This window comes from Cupriavidus sp. H19C3, from assembly GCF_049393815.1.
In the GTDB taxonomy this organism is placed as follows: Bacteria; Pseudomonadota; Gammaproteobacteria; order Burkholderiales; family Burkholderiaceae; genus Cupriavidus.
Map to the genome: position 1 here is coordinate 317,454 of NZ_CP184985.1, position 18,057 is coordinate 335,510.

Below are 18,057 nucleotides of genomic sequence, written 5' to 3' on the forward strand. Positions count from 1 at the left end.
GCTACGGGCACCGCGCGTCGAGCTGTCCCATGTGGCGAGGGCTGCGGCTGGCCCGGCCGGAGGTGTGAACCATGGCGACCCTCTACCGCGAGTTCGTGCTCAAGAACCGGGGCGTATGGCCGTTCGTGGTCGCCTTCATCAAGGCCAACGCGGCAACCTACATCGAGCGGGGCAAGCCGCTGCGGCTGATCGTGACCGCCGAGGAAAAGAAGCGGACCGCCGAGCAGAACGCCTTCTACTTCGGCGTGGTGCTGCGCGACGTGGCCGAGCAGGTGTGGGTAGACGGCCAGCAGTTCAGCCAGTCGGCCTGGCACGAGATGCTGGCCGAAGAGTTCGCGCCGCGCGAAGAGCTCAAGCTGCCCGGCGGCAAGATCTTCAACCGCCGCAAATCCACATCCGACATGTCGGTCAGCGAATTCAGCGAGTACGTGACCAAGGTGCAGGCCTATGTGGCCAACGAGTTCGGCGTGTCGTTCGACGGGGGGACGCATCCATGAACACCATCCTGATCGTGCTGCTGGCGCTCGCCGCGGTGCTGCTGGCCGTGACCTACGCGCTGCGCCGGATGGGCGGAATCGGCGAGGGCGATGTCATCGAGGAACCGGACTACGAGACCTGGCGCCGCGAGACGTTCGACCGCTATAAGGACAACCGCGTGCGCACGCTGCACGCCCGGGATGCCGAATGACGCTCACCATCGTGCCTATCACGTTCGCCGAAGCCAACGAGTTCGTGCGGCGGCATCACCGCCATCACCGGCCGCCTGTTGGGTGCAAGTTCTGCGTCGCCGTCTCGGCCGGTGGCGCTGTCGTGGGCGTCGCCCAGGTCGGGCGGCCAGTCTCGCGAGCGCTGGACGACGGCTGGACGCTCGAAGTGAACCGGCTCTGCACCGACGGACATCGCAATGCCTGCTCGATGCTGTACGCGGCAGCATGGCGCGCGGCACGAGCACTGGGTTATCGGAAGCTGATCACCTACACGCTCCGCGAAGAGGGCGGTGCATCGCTGCGTGCCGCCGGTTGGAAGGTCGTGGCCGAGACGGACGGCGGCAGCTGGAGTTGCCCGAGCCGGCCGCGCGTGGACACGCACCCACTGCAGGCCAAGCTGCGATGGGAGGCCGCATGACGGTTCTGCCGAGCTACTGCTACCGCGACCCGGCAGAGGTCTATGAGCGCAACGAGGCGCGCAGCTGCAAGGGCTGCGCATACGAGAAGTCGGCGAAGTTGATGGGCACCACGCACACCGTGTGCACGAAGCTGCTGTCGGGTGGCAAGAGGCGAGCGCACGGCCAGCGCTGCCAGAGTTTCATGATCGGGGAGAAGTAGATGGACAAACCGCTGTTCGCAGACGTCTCGCACGCGCTGCACGTTTCCTACCTGGTGCTGTCGATGCCGCCGCGGCAGAAGGCGCCGTTCCGCAACATGCTGATCCAGCTGCTCGAGGCGATCGACGAGCCCACGGCCGCGCAGGAGAAATGGCTGGCCGAGCTGCGCGGCGCCGTCGCCGGCGGCGACTATGACCCGGACCGGCTGACCATGGACGAGATGCGCGCCCAGTACGCGATGGTCACCGATGCGGCGAAGACCCGGCTGCCGTCGCCCGAGTATGCCGTCGTGCTGGCGCGCTATGGCCACGGCACCGACAAGGTGGAAGGGTGCAAGCGGCTCGCCGTCTATGCGCGCCGGTCCTGCGGGCTGACCGCGCTGAACCTGATCGCCAGCCTGGTCGTCCGCCACTACCTGCCGCGCAAGCAGCGCGATGGCTACAGCCTGCGTGACCTGGCCGAGAAAGGGAAGGTCGGCACCGATCGCGTGTTCCGCGCGGCGAAGTGGATGGAGAAGAATTTCCGGTCGCTGGAAGCGCTGGCGCTCGAGCGGCTGGAGCCGTCATTCGTGGCCCACGGCCTCGTGCCGGACCGTGCAGCATGCGAGTCGGCGCAATCTGTTGCTGCGTAAGGGATAGCGCCGAAAATCCCCTTGCGTTTTTCAAACAAGCGATGTAGATTCCACCCAGACTCAGCCAAGCCCCGCCCGGTTCACGCCGCGCGGGGCTTTTTCATTGGAGCCAGCATGCGCAGATCGAAGCCCCGGCCGCGGCTGGTCGAACGCCTGTGGCCGCTGTTCTGCTGGCACGACTGCTGCGTCTGCAATATGCAGTTCCGACGTGAGGCGGGGTGGTCGTTTCGGTTCAGACCGAAGTCCAACCATGCCCCCTTCGGGGTTCGCGTTTCGGCATGCATCTGCCACCAGTGTGGGCCTACGGAGGCTGAGGCAGTCGCGCGCGCCGAAGAGTTCATTCGGGACTGGAAGCCAGCTTCCATACCGCCGCCGCCCATGCCGAAGTGCAAAAGCAGCGCACCACCTCCAGCGCCTGAAGGGCCGCCGTCAAGGACGGTTCCGCGCTGACCCTTTCATCCGCGCGCAACGCGCACCCCCGGCCGGCGGTGGGGCATAACACCGGCAGCAACCCGACGCGGTGACAAGCCGGTCTCCTACCTGTGCATGGCTGTGGGGCGCAGGGCATTTTCGGCGGTGGGCGGGTTGCCCCTTCATTCTTCTGGAAGCACACACCATGGGACGTCCCTCGAAGCTGACCGACGCCCAATGGGAGACGATCGGCAAACGCCTGCTGGCCGGCGAATCGACATCAGCGCTGGCGCGCGAGTACAAGGTAAGCAAGACCGCCATCTCTGTCCGGTTCTCGAAACGTAACGAAACGATAAAAACCGTTGCGAATCAGATAGTTGAGACTGAGCGCGCTCTTTCGAAACTCAATGTTTCGGAACAAATGGCCGCCCGGTCGCTGGCTGACTCGCTCAAGGACATCTCGGAACACCTGGCTGGCGCTGCACGGTACGGCGCCATGACCGCGCATCGGCTGGCCGGCATCGCCGCGCAGCAGGTCGAGAAGATTGACGATGCAGACCCGCTCAAGAAGAGCGCCACCCAGCTGATGGGTATCTCGGCCCTGACGAAGCTGGCCAACGGCGCGAGCGAGATTGGCCTGAACCTGCTGCGCGCCAACAAGGAAGCGCTCGAAGAAGCAGGGCGCGGCAAGAAGCCCGTGCCCACCGGCCTGAACCACTTCTATGGCGAGTCCTCTGATCCTGCCGAACCGGCCGACGCTTAATCCGGCGCTGCGCCCGTTCTGGCTGGCCAAGGCTCGCAACCGTGTCCTCGTGGGTGGCCGTGCCTCGACGAAGTCATGGGATGCCGCGGGATTCGCTACGTTCCTGACGGCGAACTACAAGCTGCGCGTGCTGTGCGTGCGCCAGTTCCAGAACAAGATCGAGGAATCGGTCTACACGCTGCTGAAGGCGCAGATCAGCCGCTTTGACCTGACGCCACAGTTCCGCATCCTCGACAACAAGATCATCGGGCGCGAGACCGAGAGCGAGTTCCTGTTCTACGGGCTGTGGCGGTCGATCGACGAAATCAAGTCGCTGGAAGGCATCGACATCCTCTGGATCGAGGAAGCGCACAACCTCACCGAGGAACAGTGGAAGATTCTTGAACCGACGATCCGGAAGGCCGGGTCGCAAATCTGGATCATCTTCAACCCGCGTCTGGCCACGGATTTCGTCTACCGGCGCTTCGTGCTCAACCCGCCGCCAGACACGATCGTTCGCCACATCAACTACGACGAGAACCCGTTCCTGTCGGAGACGATGCTGCGCGTGATCAACGCGGCGAAGGAAGAAGACCCGGAAGAGTTCGCCCACATCTACCTGGGCGTGCCCAAGGATGATGACGACGGCGCGGTCATCAAGCGGTCGTGGATCCTGTCGGCCATCGATGCCCACAAGAAGCTGGGCTTCGCGCCGGCCGGGCGCAAGCGCATCGGCTTCGACGTGGCCGACGATGGCCCGGACAAATGCGCCAACGTCTATGCGCACGGGTCTGTGGTGCTGTGGGCCGACGAGTGGAAGGCTGGCGAGGACGAGCTGCTGCAGAGCTGCGCCCGGACGTACGCGGCGGCGCGCGAGCGCGGTGCCGGCATTACCTACGACTCGATCGGCGTCGGCGCCATGGCTGGCGCGAAGTTTGGCGAGATCAATGCCGCGCGGCGCGCCGAGGGCGATGTCCACCAGGTGCACTACGAGAAGTTCAATGCAGGCGGTGCGGTCTGGCAGCCGGACGACATCTACCAGCAGCCGGACATCACCAACAAGGACCAGTTCTCCAACATCAAGGCGCAGGCCTGGTGGATGGTGGCGGACCGGTTCCGCAACACGCACAACGCCGTGCAGCGGGGCATGCAGTTTCCCGACGACCAGTTGATCAGCCTCGACAGCGCGTGCCCGCATCTGGACAAGCTGATCGATGAGCTGGCCACGCCGCGGCGCCAGTTCGATGAAAACGGCCGCGTGAAGGTCGAGAGCAAGAAAGACCTGGCCAAGCCGAACCGCAAGGGCGGCCCGAAGCCGTCGCCGAACATCGCTGACGGCCTGATCATGTGCTACGCGCCGGGCGACCGGACCCTCGAAACTTGGGCGAAGCTCGGACAATGAAACGCAAAGACCGCAAGACCGTGCGCGATGCACGCATGGGCGTGCCCACCGCCGCCATGCAGCAGGCGCGGGCCTCCGGCAAGCGCTGGCTCAGCGCCGACAGCTTCCAGAACTTCGAGGCACGCGTGGGGCTGGGCACGGCCAACCAGGCCAGCCAGTTCACGTACGGCTTCGACTTCACCAGCCGCAATCGCATCCAGTTGGAGGCGATGTACCGCTCGTCGTGGGTGGTCGGCGCGGTGGTGGACTGCGTGGCCGACGACATGACGCGCCAGGGCACCGAGATCGATTCGGATCTTGATCCTGCCGACCAGGCGAAGCTGAACACCGCCTTCGAGCGGATGGCGCTGTGGGACCGCATCAACGACACCATCAAATGGTCGCGCCTCTACGGCGGCGCGCTGGCGGTGATGCTGATCGACGGGCATAACCCGGCCACGCCGCTGCGGATCGAGTCCATCGGCAAGGACCAGTTCAAGGGCCTGTTCGTGCTGGACCGCTGGCTGGTGCAGCCATCGCTCGAGGACCTGGTCACAGAGATGGGCCCGGACATGGGCATGCCGCGCTACTACGACGTGGTGGCCGACAGCATGGCCCTGCGGCGCCAGCGGATCCACTACAGCCGCGTGCTGCGGATCGACGGCGTCGACCTGCCGTACTGGCAGAAGATCGCCGAAAACCTGTGGGGCCAGTCGGTCATCGAGCGGCTGATCGACCGGCTGGTGGCGTTCGACAGCACGACGGTGGGCGCGGCGCAGCTGGTCTACAAGGCGCACCTGCGCACGATCAGCATCGAGGGCCTGCGGCAGATCATTGCCTCTGGCGGGCCCGCGCTGGAAGGTCTGCTCGCTCACATCGAGATGATCCGGCGCTTCCAGAGCAACGAGGGCATGACGATCCTCGACGCCAAGGACAAGTTCGAAGCGCACCAGTACACATTCTCGGGCCTCGACAACGTGCTCATGCAGTTCGGCCAGCAGCTGTCCGGCGCGTCGCAGATTCCGCTGGTGCGCCTGTTCGGCCAGTCGCCGGCCGGGCTGAACAGCTCGGGCGAGTCCGACCTGCGGACCTACTACGACAACACGAAGCAGCAGCAGGAGCGGCGCCTGCGCAGCCCGGTGACGCGGCTCTATGACGTGCTGATCCGCTCCGAACTGGGCATGGCGCCGCCCGAGGGCTTTGCCTACCAGTTCACGTCGCTGTGGCAGCTCTCCGACACCGAGAAGGCGCAGAACGCCAAGACGGTAGCGGAAGCGGTCACCGCGGCGTACGACGCTGACCTGGTCGACCGCTCGACCGCCATGAAGGAACTGCGGCAGTCGAGCCACGGCACCGGCATCTTTACCAGCATCACCGACGAGCAGATCACGGAGGCGGAGAACGAACCGCCGCCCGCCCCGGAGTTGGACCTTGGCCCTGACGATCGACCGCAAGAAGCGCCGGCAGAACCCGGTGAAGACCAGCGGACCGGAAAGGCTGTACAGGACGCAGCTTCGGCAGGTCGCACGGCAGGTAGGCGGATTGGTAAATGGCTTTCCGCCTGGCGATCCGGCCGCACTGCCGACGATTGAGCAGGTACTGCGCGCGTACGCCGAGGCCTTGACACCATGGGCCGCGGCGACCGCGCAGACGATGCTGCGCGAGGTGAACCGGCGCGATGAGGCGGCATGGGCGGAATACACCCGCGAGCTGTCGCGCGCGCTGCGCACTGAGATCCGGACCGCCCCGACTGGCGCGGCCATGCAGGCGCTGCTGGCCGAGCAGGTGACGCTGATCAAGTCGATTCCGCTCGACGCCGCCCAGCGGGTGCACAGGCTGACGCTGGAAGGCATCGAGAACAGCACGCGCGCGTCGGCCATCTCGAAGGAGATTCAGCGCTCCGGCGAAGTTGCGGAGAGCCGCGCGGATCTGATCGCCCGCACCGAGGTCGGGCGCACTGCTTCGACGTTGACCGAGGCGCGCGCGCTGCACGTTGGGTCGGAGGGCTATATCTGGCGCACCTCCGGCGACAGCGACGTGCGTGAAGACCACCGTGAGCTGGAAGGCAAGTTCATCCGCTGGGATTCGCCGCCGATCGCCGACAAGCGGACGGGGCGGCGCGCTCACGCTGGGTGCATATATGGCTGCCGGTGCTATCCGGAGCCTGTGATTCCCGAGGATTGAACATGATGACCATCCAACGTGCCGCGGTGCGCATCCCCGGCGTGCTGCGGGCCTCCAAGTTCGACGACCTGGTGCATGTGTCCGTGCTCGGCTTCTGCGTCTACGTGCGCGCCGGCAAGCGGCGGAAGCTGTTCGGCATCGTCTGGGAGAGCAACTGATGGCAATGCGCTTCTACACCGTTCAGAAGCTCGGCCCCAAGCGCTCACTGACGCCCGAGGGCTTCCTGCTTTGCGAAGAGGTGCCCGTCGCGCGCACCGGCGAGATGCTGTACGGCCCCGGCGAGGTGCCCGTCGAGCCCGGCCCGGACGGCCTGATCCGCATCAGCCGGACGCCCGAAGAGGTGTTCCGCGACGCCACGATGGCGAGCTGCATCGGCAAGCCGGTCACGCTCGACCATCCCGAAGACTTCGTCACCCCGGCCAACTTCGCCGCGCTGGGCAAGGGCTCGATGCTGAATCTGCGCCGTGGCGCGGGCATCGCCGACGACCTGTTGATCGCCGATCTGCTGGTCACCAGCCAGGACGCAATCGACGCGATCCAGAAGAAGCGCATTGACGAAGTCAGCCTCGGATATGAGGCCGACTACGAGCAGGTATCACCCGGCCGCGGGGTACAGCGGAACATCGTTGTCAACCACGTAGCCCTCGTCGAGCACGGCCGTTGCGGCCCGCGCTGCGCGATCGGCGATAAGGAACCCGAAGACATGAAGACCAAAGACAGCAAGCCGGCGGGCAAGCGCACCTGGATGGACCGCCTCATGACGGCGCTGCGGGCCAAAGACGAGGCCGCCGTGCAGGAAGCCATCGAGGAAGGGCAGAAGGCCATGGACGATGAGTCCGAGGAAGAGCAGAAGAAGCGCGAAGCCGAGGAACGCGAGGCGAAGACTGGCGACGCGCTGAGCCAGATCCTGAAAACCGTCAAGGCTCTGGATTCCCGCCTGGCCAAGATCGAGGCTCGCGACGAGGAATCCGAGGAAGAGCGCAAGGCGCGCGAGGCCAAGGAGAGGGAAGGCAAGACCGGCGACGACGGCGATCTGACGAAGCCCGAGACGGCGCCGACGCTCAACCAGGCAGAAGTCGACCTCTACACCGGCGACTCGGCTGCCAGCATCCCGTCGCGCGCCGAGATCCTGTCGCCGGGCATCAAGCTGCCGACCCTGGACGCCGCGACCTCGACGAAGGACCGCGCGGCCGCGCTCTGCAAGTGCCAGCGAAAGGCGCTCGGCGATGCCTACGGCACCGAAGCCGGCAAGGCGGCGATCTCCCCGTTTCTGGGCGGCGCGAAGGCGGATTTCGAGCGCCTGCCGGCCGCGCTGGTGCATGCGGCTTTCATGGGCGCCAGCGAGCTGATGAAGGCCCAGAACAACGGCCGCGCGCACGACAGCGCCGCCAAGACCAAGGACTTCGGCAAGCCGACCACGGTTGCCGAGATCAACAAGCGCAACTCGCAATTCTGGGCCGACCGGTCCGCTCACTAAGGAGTCCCGCACATGGGCAACGCAATCCTGTATCGCATGGCCTCGGGCATTCCGGGGGACATCTCGCGCCAGTCGCAAGCGACGGTCGAGTCGCAGATCTTCAACTCGTCGCTGCCGTTCCCGTCCTACGGCGTGCCGGGCAAGATCGTATCGGGCAAGTTCGTGCCGGTGGCCAGCGGCGACGCCGCGACGGTCATCTACGGCCTGCTGGTGCGCCCGTATCCGACCACCGGCGGTAACGGTTCCGAGCCGCTGGGCACGGCCACGCCGCCGACCAAGGGTGTCGCGGACGTGATGCGCCGCGGCTACATGACCGTCAAGAACAACGCCGGTACGCCGGCGCTGGGCGGCACGGTCTACGTGCGCGTGGCCAACGCCGCGGCCGGCAAGCCGATCGGTGGCATCGAGGCCGTCGCCGACAGCACCAACACGGTCATCATGGCCGGCGCGTCGTTCATGTCGGCGGCGGATGCCGACGGCAACGTCGAAATCGCGTTCAACATTTAAGGGGCAACACAGAATGAGCAAAATCATCGTTCCGCGCATGGCCGCGGCAGCCGCGATCGCCATGGTCAACGCCCCGGCCATCATCCGCGCCCGCACGCGCGACAGCATGCTGACGTTCGACTCGCGCACGATCGACAGCACCGGTGCATTCCTGATTGGCGAGCTGGAGCGGCTTGACCAGACGCTGCACGCGCCGCTGGCGTCGGTCACCTGGTCGCGCGACATCGACCTCCGCGAGGACGTGTCGATTGCCGACGAAACCTCGTCGTTCACCAACTCGTCGTTTGCTGCTGCTGGCGGCCCGTCGCCCGGCGGCAAGTCGTGGATTGGCAAGGACGCTTCCGCGATCGCGGGCATTGCCCTGGACATCGGCAAGACGGCCAATCCGCTGACGCTGTGGGGCATGCAGGTCGGCTGGACGATTCCCGAGCTGGAATCGGCCCAGAAGCTGGGACGCCCGGTCGACCAGCAGAAGTTCACGGGCATGCAGCTCAAGCACAACATGGATATCGACGAGCAGGTGTACATCGGCGATACCGTGCTCGGCGTGACCGGCCTGGTGAACAATACCGCCGTGACGAACGTCAGCAATGCGGCCAACGGCAACTGGTCGGACCCGGCAACGACGCCGGACGAGATCGTCGCGGACATCAACGAGCTGCTGACCAGCGTGTGGGGTGCGTCGGCATACGCCGTGTGCCCGAGCGAGCTGCGCCTGCCGCCGGTGAAGTTCGGCACGCTGGTGAGCCGCAAGGTCAGCGACGCCGGCAATATCAGCGTGCTCGAGTACGTGAAGCAGAACACGATCTCGAACTCGATCAACGGCAGGCCGCTGAATATCCAGCCGCTCAAATGGCTGTACCAGCGCGGCACGGCCAGCGCGGACCGCATGATGGCCTACACGAAGGAACAGGACAAAGTCCGCTTCCCGATGGTGCCGCTGCAACGCACGCCGCTGGAATACCGCGATCTGCGCCAGCTGACGACCTACTTCGGTCGCCTGGGCGTGGTCGAGGTCGTGTACCCCGAGCTGATCGGCTACCGCGACGGCATCTAAGGGGAAGCGCATGGCGACCAAGACCAAATACGTCCACAAGGCTTTCACCCTGCAGCACGAGGGCGAGAAGCACAAATTCGCCGTCGGCGAAGTGCTGCCGGAGAAGTTCCACGACCACTGGTATGCCAAGGCGCATTCCAGCGATCAGCCGGTGCCGACCGATGCCGGCGCGGCCGAGGAACTGATGGCCGAGCTCGAAGGCAAGGCCCAGGAGTTGAAGGCCCAGGCCGACAAGCTCACCGAGCGCGAGAAGGCGACGGAAGCCCGCGAGGCCGACCTGGCCAAGCGCGCCGAGGCGCTCGACGCGCGCGAAGCGGCCCTCACCGAGCGCGAGAAGGCGGCGGAAGCGAAGCAGCAGTCCGGCAAGCAGCAGAAGTGAGCAGGGTAAGATGCCCCTCGTGGGCATCTCCCTGACCCGACCATGACACCTGACCAGTTTCGCGAAGATTTCCCCGAGTTTGACGACACCGAGGCCTACCCGGAAGCCCAGGTGGCCCTGTGGCTGATGGTCGGGGAGAAGCTGGTCAATCCCTGCCGCTGGGGCGATCTGACCGACCTCGGCATCAAGCTCGTGGCAGCGCACCACCTGGTGCTCGCGCAGCGCGACCAGCAGGCGGCGGCGATCGGCGGCGTGCCCGGGCAGATGACCGGCCCGCTGTCGTCCAAGGCAGTGGACAAGGTCAGCGCCGGCTACGACACGGGCGCGGCCACCATCGATGGCGCGGGCTTCTGGAACCTGACGACCTACGGCGTGCGCTATGCCACGCTGGCGCAAATGATGGGCGCGGGCGGCATGCAACTGTAGCCGCGCGCGGGCCCATCGGGAGAATCCCATGGGCTTCATCAAGACCGATCGACTGAAGGAAGTACTCGAGTCGATCAGCGGGCTCGTCGATAAGCAGGTGCTGGTCGGAATCCCCGACAGCGCACCGGAGCGCAAGGACGACGAGCCGCTTAGCAATGCCGCCATCGGCTACATCCAAGAGACCGGCTCGCCTGCGAACAATCTGCCCGCGCGGCCGTTCCTCGTGCCGGGCGTTGCGTCGGCCGAAGAGAAGACCGTCCCGCAGTTGCAGAAGGCTGTGGAGGCGGCACTCGACGGCGACCTGCCTCGCGCGGAGAAGCGCATGGCCTCTGCCGGCCTGGCCGCGCAGAACAGCGTGCGCGCGAAGATCAACAGCGGCATCGCGCCACAACTGAAGGACTCGACGCTGGCCGCGCGCCGGCGCCGCGGGCGCACCGGCACCGTGCCGCTGATCGACACGGGCCAGCTGCGCAACAGCATCACGTACGTCATTCGGAAGAAGGGGTAACCGATGGCATTCCTCGATGTCACGGACATCCTGCTCGACCCCGATTTCATGGACACCGGGCTGCAGTGCCGGCGCATGACGCAGTCGGTCGATGACCACGGGCGGGCGACCAACACGCCGACGGACACACCGTTCGCCGCGGTCGTGACCAGCGATGCTGGCGACGTGCTGACGCGCGGCTCGGATGGCAGCAGGATCACCGGCTCGATCACCCTGCATACGCCGTTCCGCCTGCGCGACGGGGGCGACGGCGCCGATGCCGACGAAGTCGTGTGGCAGGGCCGCACCTACACCGTATCGGCGGTCAACGATTACAGCCACTTCGGGCGCGGCTTCGTCGCCGCCACCTGTGATTTGAAGCCACTCTCGGGGTAAAGCATGGCCAACACGAGCGCAACCGGCGGACCGCTGGCACCAGCCGTCGCATCGCCGCCGCTCGATGACGATGCACTCGACGACCTGCTGCAGGAGCTGGTGGCCGGCGTGACAGGCCTGCCGCCGTCGCTGGTGCGGCCGCGCTGGCAGCCGGTGGTGCCCAAGCAGCCGGAGCCCGGTACCGACTGGTGTGCGATCGGCATACCTCATCAGGAGAACGACGCCGGCCCGGTCATCCAGCACGATCCGGCCGGCGAGGGCAGCGACACGTACATCCGGCATCAGGAGATCGAGCTGCTGTGCACCTTCTACGGCCCGCACGCGAAGGGCTACGCCCAGCGCCTGGCCGATGGCATGGCAATCCCGCAGAACAGCGAAGCGCTCGGCGCGGCCGATATGCGGTTTATCGCCGCCAGCGGCATCAGGGCGGCGCCGGACTTCGTCAACCAGCAGTGGGTGCGACGCTATGACCTGACGCTGACGCTGCGCCGCAAGATCACCCGGACCTACCCGGTTCTCAACCTGTTGTCCGCCGAAGTTCAACACACAACCGATTCGGTGCCGCCGGTAGCCGGCACGACAATCATCGACCAGTAGAGGGATCACCATGTCCAACGGACTGCCGGTATCGCGGCTGATCAACGTCACCATCAACATGTCGCCGCTGGCGGCCCAAGGCGCCAACCTGAATACGGCTGTCTTCCTGGGCGCCTCCGCGGTGATCGACACCAACGAGCGCATGCGGTCGTACGGCACGATCGCGGAAGTGGCGGCGGATTTCGGTACCAGCGCACCGGAATACCTCGCCGCTCTGCTGTACTTCCAGCAGACGCCCCAGCCGTCCGAGCTGAGCATCGGCCGCTGGGCGAAGACGGCCACCGCCGGCTCGCTGCGCGGCGCCGTGCTGTCGACCGCACAGCGCGAGATGGATCTCTGGACCGCAGTCACCGCCGGCGGCTTCAAGATCACGGTGGATGGCAGCGAAAAGTCGCTCACCGCGCTGGACTTCTCCGAAGAGACGAACCTGAACGGCGTCGCCAGCGTCATCGACGCGGCGCTGACGGGCGCCTCGATCGTGTGGAACGGGTCGCAGTTCGTCGTGACGTCCGACACGACTGGCGCTTCCTCGACGGTCGGCTATGCGACGGCGCCCGCGAGCGGTACCGACATCTCGGCCATGCTGGGCCTGACCAGCGGGCTCGCCTCGGCGCCGGTGGGCGGCATCGTGGCGGAGACGCCGGACGCCTGCGTGTCGATCTTCCTCGACCGCTTTGCGAACAAGTTCCTCGGCGTGCTGTTCGCCGACACCAGCCTGACGAACGACCAGCACGTGGCCGTGGCCGACCTCATCGAGGCCGATCAGAAGCACCTCTACGGCGCCACCTCGCAGGAACCGGGCGCGCTGGACGCGACCACGACCACCGACCTGCTGTCGCGCTTCAAGGCCAAGGGCTACAAGTACTCGTTCTCGCAATGGTCGAGCACCAGCGCGTACGCCGCGGCCTCGATGTTCGGCCGGCTGCTCACGACGAACTTCAACGCGAACAACACCACCATCACGCTGATGTGGAAGCAGGAGCCCGGTATCGTGCCGGAGAACCTGTCGAGCACGCAGGCGAACGTGCTGGAGGACAAGCGCGGCAACGTCTTCGTCGCCTACAACAACGACACGGCGATCATCCAATACGGCGTCACGCCGAGCGGCATCTTCATCGACTCGGTCTACAACTCGATCTGGTTCCAGAACCGTATCCAGACCGATGTGTACAACCTGCTGTACCAGAGCACCACCAAGATTCCGCAAACCGACGCCGGCAACGCGCTGATCGCGGCCGTGATCACCAGCGCGTGCGACGCCGCGGTGAACAACGGCTACCTGGCGCCGGGCGTCTGGAACTCCGGGGGCTTCGGCGCGATCAGCCAGGGCGACACGCTGGCCAAGGGCTACTACGTCTATGCGCCGCCGATCGCGCTGCAGTCGCAGTCCGACCGCGAGGCGCGCAAGTCGGTGCCGTTCCAGATCGCCGCCAAGGAAGCCGGCGCAATCCATACCGTTGACATCCTGGTCAACGTGAACCGCTGATAGGGGAAACCATGTCGGGAACCTATTCCTTCATCGACGTCCAGGCCTCCATCACGGGCCCGGGCGGCTCTTTCTCGCTGGGCTACGGCGAAGCCACCGCGCAGGAGGGCATTACCGTCGCGATGGCAAACGACAAGAACGTGATGACCATCGGCGCCGACGGCGAGGGCATGCACAGCCTGCACGCTGACAGCTCCGGCCAGATCACGCTGCGCTACCTGAAGACGGCCCCCGTCAACAAGACGCTGATGGCGCTGTATAACGGCCAGAAGCTCGGCAGCGCGCTGTGGGGCAAGAACGTGATCACGGTCAGCCAGTCAGCCGCCGGCGACCTGGTGGTGGCCGTGCAGTGCGCATTCAAGAAGGTGCCGGACCTGACCTACGCGCAGGACGGCGGCACGGTCGAGTGGGTCTTCGACTGCGTGAGCATCGACGAAATCCTCGGGAGCTACTGATGGGCCGTGAGATCGAGCTCGGGCGCAACCGGTATTCGATTGGCCGGCTGAGCGCCATGCAGCAGTTGCACGTGTCGCGCCGCATCGCGCCGATCGTGCCGGCGCTCATCCCGGTGTTTCTGAGCCTGCGCGGCAAGGTGGACCGCGGTGATGATCTGGAAGGCCTGGCCACGGCGCTGCAGCCGCTCGCCGATGGCCTGGCCGGCCTCAAGGACGAGGACGCCGAGTATGTGGTCGGCACGTGCCTGTCCGCGGTGCAGCGGTGGCAGGAAACCGGGTGGGCCCGCGTGTGGGCCATCGAGCAGAAGCGCCTCATGTTCGACGACATGGACATGGGTGTCATCCTGCCGCTGGTGGTGCAGGTCGTCGTGGCCAACCTAGGCCCTTTTATTCAAGGGCTGCTTACCAGCCAAGCGAGCAGCCCGGATCCGGCGGCACAGGCTGGGTGAGGCACCTGCCGGGCGGCGAGGACTGGCTGCTCGCGCCGGTGGCCGAGGGCATGTGCAAGTACGAATCGCTGCTGGACGGCACGCTCGGGCTGGAAGACATCGCGCTGATGAACGACGCGCTGGCCGTGCGGGCAGACAACCAGGCGGCCGCGCGCCGCATCGCGCAGGAACGACAGCATGGCCAATAAGGACATCATCCGCGAGTTTCTGGTCGCGCTGGGATTCCAGGTCGATGAGAAGGGCCTGAAGAAGTTCAACGACGGGGTGGAGAAGGCCACCAAAGGCGTCAAGCAGTTGGTGACGACGCTCAGCGCGTCGGCGCTGACCGTGAGCGTGGGCGTCTCCGCGCTGGCGTCCAAGCTTGAGAACCTGTACTTCGTCTCGCAGCGCACCGGCGCCGCGGCTACAAGCCTCAAGGCATTCGCCTTTGCTGCGCGCAACCTTGGCATCACGTCGGAGACGGCCTTCGGCGCCGTCGAGAGCCTGGCGAAGTTCCTGCGGAACAACCCGGCCAGCGAAGGGTATCTCGCGTCGATCGGCGTACAGACGCGCGACGCCAACGGCGAGCTGCGCGATACGGTCGACATCCTGGCCGACATCGGCAAGGAACTGGCCAGCAAGCCGACCTGGCTGGCGAGCCAGTATGGCAACGTTCTCGGCATCGACGAGAATCTGCTGCTCGCCATGCGCAATGGCGATTTCGACCGTTTCATGAAGCAGTACCGGGAAATGTCCCGGAACAGCGGCCTTGACAAGGCGGCCGAGGACTCGCACCGCTTCATGGTGCAGCTGCGCGAGCTGGGCGCCACGTTCGAGAACCTCGCCATCAAGGTGGAGGGCGCGCTGCTGCGCAAGATCGGGCCGCTGCTCGAACGATTCCAGCGGTGGTTTGCGGATCATTCGGATGAGATCGCCGAGAGGGTGGCTGATGTAGCGAAGGCCATCCTGGCCGCGGTCGAGGTCGTCGGGCCGCCGCTGCGCTGGCTGGCGGACATGTTCGTCGACCTGGACAAGACCACGGACGGCTGGTCGACAAAGATCGCGCTGCTGGTGGGCGCGTTCGGCGCGTTGGGCGGCTTCAAGATCGTCTCCGGAATCTGGAAGATGGTCGCCGCCGTGCGCGCGCTCGGCACGGCCAGCGCCGCCGCGGCAACTGCCGGTGCTGCCTCTGGTGCTGGTGGTGCCGCCGCCGGTGCTGCTGGCGCGGCAGGTGCTGCCGGTGCCGTCGCGACTCGTGGGTGGATCGCTCGGACACTGCCTTTCCTCGGGCGCCTGCTCGGCGGGGCCGGGCTGGCCTTGTACAGCGGAGGCCTGAACGAGGGTGAGGACGCGGAGCTTGCGCGCCGCCGCGCGGCCGCCGGGCAACCCGAGAAGCCGCCCCGCACGGCGGTGGACGCGGTGGGCTTCTTCCAGCGTATGGGATGGAACCACGATCAGGCGGTCGGGATCGTGTCCAATCTCGTGCGCGAGAGCCAATTGGACCCGCGCGCGGAGGGGGACAACGGCCGGGCGTATGGCGCGGCGCAGTGGCATCCGGACCGCCAGGCGAATTTCAAGGATTGGGCCGGCAAGGACATCCGGGAATCGTCGCTGATGGAGCAACTGCAGTTCGTTCACTACGAGCTGACGCAGGGTGCCGAGCGGCGGGCGGGCCAGTTGCTGCGTGCGGCGCAGAACGCGCAGCAGGCGGGAGAGATCGTGTCGCGCTACTACGAGCGGCCGGGTAAGGAAGAGGCAGACAAGGCTCGGGAAGCTGCGCTGCGGGGCCGGGCGGCCATAGATCTGTCACAGCAGACCACGGTGAACGTGTACGGCGTTTCCGACCCGGCTGCCGCTGGCCGCGCGGTGGCCGACGCGCAGAGTCAGGTGAACGGTGACATGGTGCGCAACATCCAAGGGGCCTACCAGTGAGCATTCTCGACCTCATCACGATGGTGCCCAAGAAGATCGGGCCCATCACGATCGGCGTGGAGCTAGAGGAATCGCACCTCGACGAGGTGCAGATCACCGAGCACCCGGTCGAGAAGGGCGCCGAGATCAACGACCACGCGTTTAAGCGCCAGCCCGAGCTGACGCTGAAATGCGGGTGGAGCAATTCGCAGTTCTCGGCTCTGGCCGGCGCGCTGCAGTCGATTTTCCAGGGCGGCGAACTGCCCAAGGCCGACTATGTGAGCACGGTCTACTCGCAGCTGCTGGCGCTTCAGGAGACGCGGCAGCCGTTCGATGTAGTGACGTCCCTTCGGATCTACCGCGACATGCTGTTCAAGTCGCTGGCGGTGACCAAGGACCAGAAGACCGGTTCGGCAATGACGGTCACCGCCACGCTCAAGCAGATCCGGATCGTGCAGACGCAGGTCACCAAGCTGCCGCCGAAGCAGGATCAGGCCAAGCCGAAGTCGACCGCCGAGACGATCATCAGCGGCGTCAAGGCCGCGCTGCCGGCAGTTCCGATCCCGGGCGGCTCGGTACCGTCCATCGTATGGGATTTCTGAATGAACACCTTCGAGATTCCCCTGTCGCCGGACCCGCAGCGCTTCACGATCACGCTCAGCGGCGTGGAGTACCGCCTGACCGTCCAGTACCGCGAGGCTGGCGGCGCCGGCTGGGTGCTCGATATCGCGGACGCCAGCAACCAGGCATTGGTGGGCGGCATCCCGCTGGTGACCGGGGTGAACCTGCTGCGGCAATACCGGCATCTTGGCTTTACCGGCGGCATCTGGGTGCAGGGCGCCGTCGATCCCGACAGCGTGCCCACGTTCGACGATCTGGGCATCGGATCGCATGTCTTCTGGGTGACTGAGTAATGGGCGTTCCTCAATTCGGCCGCAAGGTCTCAATCCTGGTCGGGCAGGACTCCGGGCCAGCAATTGAGCTGTCGGAGCTGCGATGCACCTACACGGTCAAGCGCGGCGACCTCCAGACGCCGAACTCCGCGCGGCTGCGGGTGTACAACGTCTCGCAGTCGACCAAGCAACGCATCGAGAAGGAATTCACGCGGCTGGTGATCCAGGCGGGATACGAAGGCAACTTCGGCATCCTTTTCGACGGGACGATCAAGCAGGTGCGGCGCGGGCGCGACAGCCAGACCGATACCTACCTCGACATCACCGCCGCCGATGGCGACAGCGCCTACAACTTCGCGATCGTGAATACCACGCTGTCCGCTGGCTCGACGCCGGCCGACCACGTGGCGGCGGCGTGCACGGCCATGAATCCGTATGGCGTGACGCTCGGCTACACCCCGTGGGGCAAGCCGGCGACGCCGAAGCCGACTGCGGCCGAGATTGCCGCGCAGCAGGCCAGGGTCAACGAAGCGCGCAAGGTGCTCGATGACAAGCTGAATCAACGATCAGCGCTGCTGGCCCGCTCCAACGAACTGGATAAGCAGGCGGCGGATCTGGCCGAGGCGGGCGACAAGGCCGGCGCGGCCGCGCTGCTGCGCCAATCGCTGGGCCTGATCAACCAATCGATCGAAATAGGCAAGGAGGTGAATACGATCTACTTGCCCACCTGGCAGCGTGAAGATGCGAAGCTGCGGGCGATGCAGGCCGCTGCGGCGCTTCCCGATACGGTGCCCGTAGAGCTGCAAGGCCTGCCGCGCGGAAAGGTGATGTTCGGCATGGCGCGCGATTTCATGCGCTGGACAGCGCGCTCGCAGCAGGCTGTGT

25 protein-coding genes and 1 pseudogene are annotated in these 18,057 nt (G+C 66.0%); all 26 read left to right on the forward strand.

Annotated elements, in window-relative coordinates; all coding sequences use genetic code 11:
* The first annotated feature begins 71 nt into the window (after nucleotides 1-71).
* Nucleotides 72-497, forward strand: a complete 426-nt coding sequence (locus tag DFLDMN_RS01505) for a recombination protein NinB (RefSeq protein WP_423196774.1) — start codon at nucleotides 72-74, stop codon at nucleotides 495-497.
* Entirely contained in the window at nucleotides 494-688 is a 195-nt protein-coding gene (locus tag DFLDMN_RS01510) for a hypothetical protein (protein ID WP_423196775.1), read from the forward strand. The genes DFLDMN_RS01505 and DFLDMN_RS01510 overlap by 4 nt, the downstream gene beginning before the upstream one ends.
* Nucleotides 685-1,125 (forward strand): XF1762 family protein, encoded by a 441-nt coding sequence (locus tag DFLDMN_RS01515; RefSeq protein ID WP_423196776.1) that lies wholly within the window; start codon nucleotides 685-687, stop codon nucleotides 1,123-1,125. The genes DFLDMN_RS01510 and DFLDMN_RS01515 overlap by 4 nt, the downstream gene beginning before the upstream one ends.
* Entirely contained in the window at nucleotides 1,122-1,325 is a 204-nt protein-coding gene (locus DFLDMN_RS01520) for a hypothetical protein (RefSeq protein ID WP_423196777.1), read from the forward strand. Before DFLDMN_RS01515 ends, DFLDMN_RS01520 begins: the two co-directional genes overlap by 4 nt.
* Complete coding sequence (locus tag DFLDMN_RS01525) at nucleotides 1,326-1,955, forward strand: hypothetical protein (RefSeq protein ID WP_423196778.1); 630 nt, start codon at nucleotides 1,326-1,328, stop codon at nucleotides 1,953-1,955.
* Between the two features lie 616 nt (nucleotides 1,956-2,571).
* Complete coding sequence (locus tag DFLDMN_RS01530) at nucleotides 2,572-3,129, forward strand: helix-turn-helix domain-containing protein (protein WP_423196779.1); 558 nt, start codon at nucleotides 2,572-2,574, stop codon at nucleotides 3,127-3,129.
* Nucleotides 3,089-4,510: a PBSX family phage terminase large subunit gene (locus tag DFLDMN_RS01535; protein ID WP_423196780.1), complete on the forward strand. Its 1,422-nt coding sequence runs from the start codon at nucleotides 3,089-3,091 to the stop codon at nucleotides 4,508-4,510. Before DFLDMN_RS01530 ends, DFLDMN_RS01535 begins: the two co-directional genes overlap by 41 nt.
* Nucleotides 4,507-6,081 carry a DUF1073 domain-containing protein gene (locus tag DFLDMN_RS01540; protein ID WP_423196781.1) on the forward strand — a complete coding sequence of 525 codons (1,575 nt, stop codon included), beginning with the start codon at nucleotides 4,507-4,509 and terminating at the stop codon, nucleotides 6,079-6,081. Before DFLDMN_RS01535 ends, DFLDMN_RS01540 begins: the two co-directional genes overlap by 4 nt.
* On the forward strand, nucleotides 5,963-6,673 hold the full coding sequence (locus DFLDMN_RS01545) for a phage minor head protein (RefSeq protein ID WP_423198500.1): 711 nt from the start codon (nucleotides 5,963-5,965) through the stop codon (nucleotides 6,671-6,673). Before DFLDMN_RS01540 ends, DFLDMN_RS01545 begins: the two co-directional genes overlap by 119 nt.
* A 2-nt stretch (nucleotides 6,674-6,675) precedes the next feature.
* Complete coding sequence (locus tag DFLDMN_RS01550; protein ID WP_423196782.1) at nucleotides 6,676-6,831, forward strand: hypothetical protein; 156 nt, start codon at nucleotides 6,676-6,678, stop codon at nucleotides 6,829-6,831.
* Nucleotides 6,832-6,836: 5 nt separating this feature from the next.
* Complete coding sequence (locus DFLDMN_RS01555; protein ID WP_423198501.1) at nucleotides 6,837-8,150, forward strand: DUF2213 domain-containing protein; 1,314 nt, start codon at nucleotides 6,837-6,839, stop codon at nucleotides 8,148-8,150.
* Between the two features lie 12 nt (nucleotides 8,151-8,162).
* Entirely contained in the window at nucleotides 8,163-8,657 is a 495-nt protein-coding gene (locus DFLDMN_RS01560) for a structural cement protein Gp24 (protein WP_423196783.1), read from the forward strand.
* Between the two features lie 13 nt (nucleotides 8,658-8,670).
* Entirely contained in the window at nucleotides 8,671-9,714 is a 1,044-nt protein-coding gene (locus tag DFLDMN_RS01565; protein WP_423196784.1) for a DUF2184 domain-containing protein, read from the forward strand.
* Nucleotides 9,715-9,724: 10 nt separating this feature from the next.
* The gene (locus tag DFLDMN_RS01570; protein WP_423196785.1) at nucleotides 9,725-10,093 is read left to right on the forward strand and encodes a hypothetical protein; all 369 of its coding nucleotides are present in this window, start codon (nucleotides 9,725-9,727) and stop codon (nucleotides 10,091-10,093) included.
* Nucleotides 10,094-10,135: 42 nt separating this feature from the next.
* A complete protein-coding gene (locus DFLDMN_RS01575; protein WP_423196786.1) occupies nucleotides 10,136-10,519 on the forward strand; it encodes a DUF4054 domain-containing protein in 384 nt (127 codons plus the stop codon).
* A 28-nt stretch (nucleotides 10,520-10,547) separates the two neighbouring features.
* Complete coding sequence (locus DFLDMN_RS01580) at nucleotides 10,548-11,027, forward strand: hypothetical protein (protein ID WP_423196787.1); 480 nt, start codon at nucleotides 10,548-10,550, stop codon at nucleotides 11,025-11,027.
* 3 nt (nucleotides 11,028-11,030) lie between these two features.
* Nucleotides 11,031-11,402 (forward strand): phage head completion protein, encoded by a 372-nt coding sequence (locus tag DFLDMN_RS01585; RefSeq protein ID WP_423196788.1) that lies wholly within the window; start codon nucleotides 11,031-11,033, stop codon nucleotides 11,400-11,402.
* Nucleotides 11,403-11,405: 3 nt separating this feature from the next.
* A complete protein-coding gene (locus DFLDMN_RS01590) occupies nucleotides 11,406-11,999 on the forward strand; it encodes a phage neck terminator protein (protein ID WP_423196789.1) in 594 nt (197 codons plus the stop codon).
* Nucleotides 12,000-12,009: 10 nt separating this feature from the next.
* A complete protein-coding gene (locus DFLDMN_RS01595) occupies nucleotides 12,010-13,485 on the forward strand; it encodes a DUF3383 domain-containing protein (protein ID WP_423196790.1) in 1,476 nt (491 codons plus the stop codon).
* Between the two features lie 11 nt (nucleotides 13,486-13,496).
* On the forward strand, nucleotides 13,497-13,940 hold the full coding sequence (locus DFLDMN_RS01600) for a phage structural protein (RefSeq protein WP_423196791.1): 444 nt from the start codon (nucleotides 13,497-13,499) through the stop codon (nucleotides 13,938-13,940).
* On the forward strand, nucleotides 13,940-14,389 hold the full coding sequence (locus DFLDMN_RS01605; protein ID WP_423196792.1) for a phage tail assembly chaperone: 450 nt from the start codon (nucleotides 13,940-13,942) through the stop codon (nucleotides 14,387-14,389). The genes DFLDMN_RS01600 and DFLDMN_RS01605 overlap by 1 nt, the downstream gene beginning before the upstream one ends.
* Complete coding sequence (locus tag DFLDMN_RS01610) at nucleotides 14,386-14,577, forward strand: DUF6889 family protein (RefSeq protein WP_423196794.1); 192 nt, start codon at nucleotides 14,386-14,388, stop codon at nucleotides 14,575-14,577. The genes DFLDMN_RS01605 and DFLDMN_RS01610 overlap by 4 nt, the downstream gene beginning before the upstream one ends.
* Nucleotides 14,567-16,300, forward strand: a complete 1,734-nt coding sequence (locus DFLDMN_RS01615) for a phage tail tip lysozyme (RefSeq protein WP_423196795.1) — start codon at nucleotides 14,567-14,569, stop codon at nucleotides 16,298-16,300. The genes DFLDMN_RS01610 and DFLDMN_RS01615 overlap by 11 nt, the downstream gene beginning before the upstream one ends.
* Nucleotides 16,297-16,881, forward strand: coding sequence for a phage baseplate protein (locus DFLDMN_RS01620; protein ID WP_423196796.1), 585 nt, complete (start codon nucleotides 16,297-16,299; stop codon nucleotides 16,879-16,881). Before DFLDMN_RS01615 ends, DFLDMN_RS01620 begins: the two co-directional genes overlap by 4 nt.
* The gene (locus tag DFLDMN_RS01625) at nucleotides 16,882-17,193 is read left to right on the forward strand and encodes a phage baseplate plug family protein (protein ID WP_423196797.1); all 312 of its coding nucleotides are present in this window, start codon (nucleotides 16,882-16,884) and stop codon (nucleotides 17,191-17,193) included.
* Nucleotides 17,193-17,633 (forward strand): annotated as a pseudogene (locus DFLDMN_RS01630) (hypothetical protein); the annotation flags it as partial. The gene DFLDMN_RS01625 and the pseudogene DFLDMN_RS01630, both read left to right, overlap by 1 nt.
* Nucleotides 17,634-18,057 lie beyond the last annotated feature (424 nt).

Coding starts and splice junctions, on each gene's coding strand:
- DFLDMN_RS01505 (WP_423196774.1), top strand. CDS start 72: ATGGCGACCCTCTACCGCGAGTTCGTGCTCAAGAACCGGGGCGTATGG.
- DFLDMN_RS01510 (WP_423196775.1), top strand. CDS start 494: ATGAACACCATCCTGATCGTGCTGCTGGCGCTCGCCGCGGTGCTGCTG.
- DFLDMN_RS01515 (WP_423196776.1), top strand. CDS start 685: ATGACGCTCACCATCGTGCCTATCACGTTCGCCGAAGCCAACGAGTTC.
- DFLDMN_RS01520 (WP_423196777.1), top strand. CDS start 1,122: ATGACGGTTCTGCCGAGCTACTGCTACCGCGACCCGGCAGAGGTCTAT.
- DFLDMN_RS01525 (WP_423196778.1), top strand. CDS start 1,326: ATGGACAAACCGCTGTTCGCAGACGTCTCGCACGCGCTGCACGTTTCC.
- DFLDMN_RS01530 (WP_423196779.1), top strand. CDS start 2,572: ATGGGACGTCCCTCGAAGCTGACCGACGCCCAATGGGAGACGATCGGC.
- DFLDMN_RS01535 (WP_423196780.1), top strand. CDS start 3,089: ATGGCGAGTCCTCTGATCCTGCCGAACCGGCCGACGCTTAATCCGGCG.
- DFLDMN_RS01540 (WP_423196781.1), top strand. CDS start 4,507: ATGAAACGCAAAGACCGCAAGACCGTGCGCGATGCACGCATGGGCGTG.
- DFLDMN_RS01550 (WP_423196782.1), top strand. CDS start 6,676: ATGATGACCATCCAACGTGCCGCGGTGCGCATCCCCGGCGTGCTGCGG.
- DFLDMN_RS01555 (WP_423198501.1), top strand. CDS start 6,837: ATGCGCTTCTACACCGTTCAGAAGCTCGGCCCCAAGCGCTCACTGACG.
- DFLDMN_RS01560 (WP_423196783.1), top strand. CDS start 8,163: ATGGGCAACGCAATCCTGTATCGCATGGCCTCGGGCATTCCGGGGGAC.
- DFLDMN_RS01565 (WP_423196784.1), top strand. CDS start 8,671: ATGAGCAAAATCATCGTTCCGCGCATGGCCGCGGCAGCCGCGATCGCC.
- DFLDMN_RS01570 (WP_423196785.1), top strand. CDS start 9,725: ATGGCGACCAAGACCAAATACGTCCACAAGGCTTTCACCCTGCAGCAC.
- DFLDMN_RS01575 (WP_423196786.1), top strand. CDS start 10,136: ATGACACCTGACCAGTTTCGCGAAGATTTCCCCGAGTTTGACGACACC.
- DFLDMN_RS01580 (WP_423196787.1), top strand. CDS start 10,548: ATGGGCTTCATCAAGACCGATCGACTGAAGGAAGTACTCGAGTCGATC.
- DFLDMN_RS01585 (WP_423196788.1), top strand. CDS start 11,031: ATGGCATTCCTCGATGTCACGGACATCCTGCTCGACCCCGATTTCATG.
- DFLDMN_RS01590 (WP_423196789.1), top strand. CDS start 11,406: ATGGCCAACACGAGCGCAACCGGCGGACCGCTGGCACCAGCCGTCGCA.
- DFLDMN_RS01595 (WP_423196790.1), top strand. CDS start 12,010: ATGTCCAACGGACTGCCGGTATCGCGGCTGATCAACGTCACCATCAAC.
- DFLDMN_RS01600 (WP_423196791.1), top strand. CDS start 13,497: ATGTCGGGAACCTATTCCTTCATCGACGTCCAGGCCTCCATCACGGGC.
- DFLDMN_RS01605 (WP_423196792.1), top strand. CDS start 13,940: ATGGGCCGTGAGATCGAGCTCGGGCGCAACCGGTATTCGATTGGCCGG.
- DFLDMN_RS01615 (WP_423196795.1), top strand. CDS start 14,567: ATGGCCAATAAGGACATCATCCGCGAGTTTCTGGTCGCGCTGGGATTC.
- DFLDMN_RS01625 (WP_423196797.1), top strand. CDS start 16,882: ATGAACACCTTCGAGATTCCCCTGTCGCCGGACCCGCAGCGCTTCACG.